The organism is Candidatus Similichlamydia epinepheli (genome assembly GCF_003056015.1).
Genome location: NZ_PPEU01000092.1, coordinates 1 through 2,672 on the forward strand (window position 1 = coordinate 1; position 2,672 = coordinate 2,672).

4 protein-coding genes are annotated in these 2,672 nt (G+C 43.9%); 1 reads left to right on the forward strand and 3 read right to left on the reverse strand.

The features are described from left to right. Positions 1–19: 19 nt before the first annotated feature. The 3 genes from groEL to GCCT14_RS04345 are packed head-to-tail and all read right to left on the reverse strand — an operon-like array spanning position 20 to position 1,969. Positions 20–1,300 carry a chaperonin GroEL gene (gene groEL, locus GCCT14_RS04340; protein ID WP_204592951.1) on the reverse strand — a complete coding sequence of 427 codons (1,281 nt, stop codon included), beginning with the start codon at positions 1,298–1,300 and terminating at the stop codon, positions 20–22. A gap of 49 nt (positions 1,301–1,349) precedes the next feature. Continuing rightward, complete coding sequence (locus tag GCCT14_RS05555) at positions 1,350–1,664, reverse strand: TCP-1/cpn60 chaperonin family protein (RefSeq protein ID WP_204592952.1); 315 nt, start codon at positions 1,662–1,664, stop codon at positions 1,350–1,352. A gap of 20 nt (positions 1,665–1,684) precedes the next feature. Beyond that, positions 1,685–1,969 (reverse strand): co-chaperone GroES, encoded by a 285-nt coding sequence (locus tag GCCT14_RS04345; RefSeq protein ID WP_108624379.1) that lies wholly within the window; start codon positions 1,967–1,969, stop codon positions 1,685–1,687. Between the two features lie 218 nt (positions 1,970–2,187). Between GCCT14_RS04345 and GCCT14_RS04350 the strand changes: the two genes are divergently transcribed. Further along, positions 2,188–2,672, forward strand: a 485-nt coding sequence (locus tag GCCT14_RS04350; RefSeq protein WP_157952607.1) for a UvrD-helicase domain-containing protein, incomplete at its 3' end; no start/stop codon positions are given.

Below are 2,672 nucleotides of genomic sequence, written 5' to 3' on the forward strand. Positions count from 1 at the left end.
ACACAAGGTAAACGAATAACTAGTAACCAGGCTCTGCCAATTCTTCTTCTTGCTCATCATGAACATTTGTGATGACACAACCACTCGTCAACACAAGACTTGCAACAGAAACAGCTTTCCCAAGAGCCACAACCACAACAGCCACAGGATCCACAACGGCTAACTCGAGGAGATTTCCAAAAGTATTGGTCAGACCGTTGTAGCCCCAATGTGGATCCTGACTTTCATAAATCTTACCTGCAATCAAAGATCCATTTTCACCACAATTCGAAGCGATCTGCCTTGCAGGCGCAAAACAAGCACGACGAATAATGCTCACACCCACAGCTACCTCAGGAGAAACCTCAGATTCAAGTTTTTCCAAAAGAGGAACAGCGCGAATCAACGCGACTCCACCACCAGGGACAATGCCATCCGACAAGGCTGCACGAGTAGCATGAAGAGCATCCTCAATACGATCCTTTTTCTCACGTGCTTCTGCTTCCGTTGCTGCCCCAACATGAATCACTGCCACACCATCCTGCAACTTCGAAAGCCTCTCTGCCAATGCCTCCCTTTCATAAGAAGAATCGGCCTGTGCCAAAGAAATACGAATCTGCTCACAACGCTCTTCGATGCAAGCTTGATCGCCTAATCCCTCTACAACAGTCGTATCCTCTTTCGAAACACGAACCTTCCCAGCTTTCCCCAAAACAGACAAATCAGCATCTTCTAAGGAAAGACCCACTTCAGAAGAAATCACCTGTGCACCAGTCAATACCGCTAAATCTTCTAACTTCTGCTTACGACGATCACCAAAATCAGGAGCCTTAACCGCACAAACAGGTAAACCACCTTTGACTTTATTGAGAACCAACATCGCAATCGCTTCCGATTCAATATCTTCTGCAACAATCAAAAGTGGACGACCTCCTTTCACTTCAGAAAAACGCTCCAAGAACTTTACTAATTCAGCAACAGAGGCAACCTTCTTCCCAATCAAAAGAATGAACGCATCTGAAAGCTCACAAATACCTTTCTCTGGATCTGTCACAAAATAGGGAGATACATAGCCCTTCGAAAATTGCATGCCTTTTACAACTTCAAGACTTGTCTCAATCGACTTACTTTCTCCAATCGAAATGACGCCTTCTTTCCCAATCTCTTCGATGGCTTTCGCAATGATAGATCCGATATCCGGATCATTATTCGCGGAAATAGTTGCAACTTGGGCAAGGCGCTCATTGGTCTCCACTTTAGATCCCATACTGCGAACAAACGAACAAACCCGGTCGACAGCGAGCTCTAAACCGACTTTCAATTAGAGCTCGCTGTCGACCGGGTTTGTTCGTTTGTTCGCAGTATGGGATCTAAAGTGGAGACCAATGAGCGCCATTCCCAAGAACAACAGCTGTTGTTGTCCCATCACCAGCAAGATCAGCCGTCTGAGTAGCAATCTCTTTGAGAAGTTGAGCACCCACATCCTGCAAAGGATCCTTTAAGACAATCTCCTTTGCGACAGAAACACCATCCTTGGTTGTCACAACTGAATCACCTCGACCTAACATAACAGTCCTGCCCATAGGACCCAATGTGACTGATACAATCTGGGATAAAATGCGAGCGCCTTCTACAACAGATTGACGCGCTTCATCACCTAACGTAACGACTTTCTTCTCAACCATATCATACCCCACAAGTGCCTTTAAGAAGGCAAAACACCCAAAATATCCTTCAAGGAGACAACAACAAACTCTTCTCCTTCGAATTGCACTTCCATTCCAGAATAAGAAGAAAATAAAACACGACTTCCTTCTGCTAACTTCGTAAAATCTGATTCCTTCGAAGCTTCATCACCTTGCGCACAGGCAACGACAATCCCTTCAGCAGGCTTTTCTTTCGCTGAATCAGGAATAAGAATGCCCCCCTTCGACTGTACAGAAATCCTTTTCAGGAGAACACGACTTCCTAAAGGTTGTAACTTCGCCATACACCCACCACAATACGGTTTCATCTTAGATCTAAAAAGAACAATTCCCTTGGAAAAGAGAGACCAAATTTTAGAGAAAATCAACTAATTCAGTCAAGAAAATGAACTTGTTTTTGGCAAGCTAATAAGGCGACTGCTAAGTTTTTTTCATTCTAGATGAATCGAAATAAGACTTTATATAATCAGCACCCTTCTATTCCGTTTGGAGAACGAGACTAATGCAACTCAACTCACAGCAACAAGATGTATTGTCTCATGTTCAAGGGCCCGTTCTCGTATTGGCAGGCGCCGGCACTGGTAAAACAACCGTTTTGACAGAACGTCTTTGCAGAATGGTCCGCCATCATCACGTATGCCCAACACAAATTCTCGCACTCACATTCACAAATCAAGCAGCAAGAATAATGCAGTTCCGGATTCGACGCAGAGGAGTTGAAGGCGCCTGGATTGGGACTTTTCATCGCCTAGGCTACGATCTTTTACGTTCGTATTTGCCAACAACAACTATCCAACAAACAGATGCTTTTTCATTGTATGATGAAGGCGATCGTAAAAAAATTCTTCGCGATCTTATTGAAACAACTCAAAGCTCACTTTCCCTTTCATGCTTAGAACAATTTTTGAAGAAACAAAAAAATGAAGGAGAGACCATTCGATCGGACAATACGGAAAATGAGAAAGAACATCTCTACTATCTCTACGA

Excerpts from the sequence above, each read along its gene's own strand:
- GCCT14_RS05555 (WP_204592952.1), bottom strand. The coding sequence starts at position 1,664 with ATGGTTGAGAAGAAAGTCGTTACGTTAGGTGATGAAGCGCGTCAATCT.
- GCCT14_RS04345 (WP_108624379.1), bottom strand. The coding sequence starts at position 1,969 with ATGGCGAAGTTACAACCTTTAGGAAGTCGTGTTCTCCTGAAAAGGATT.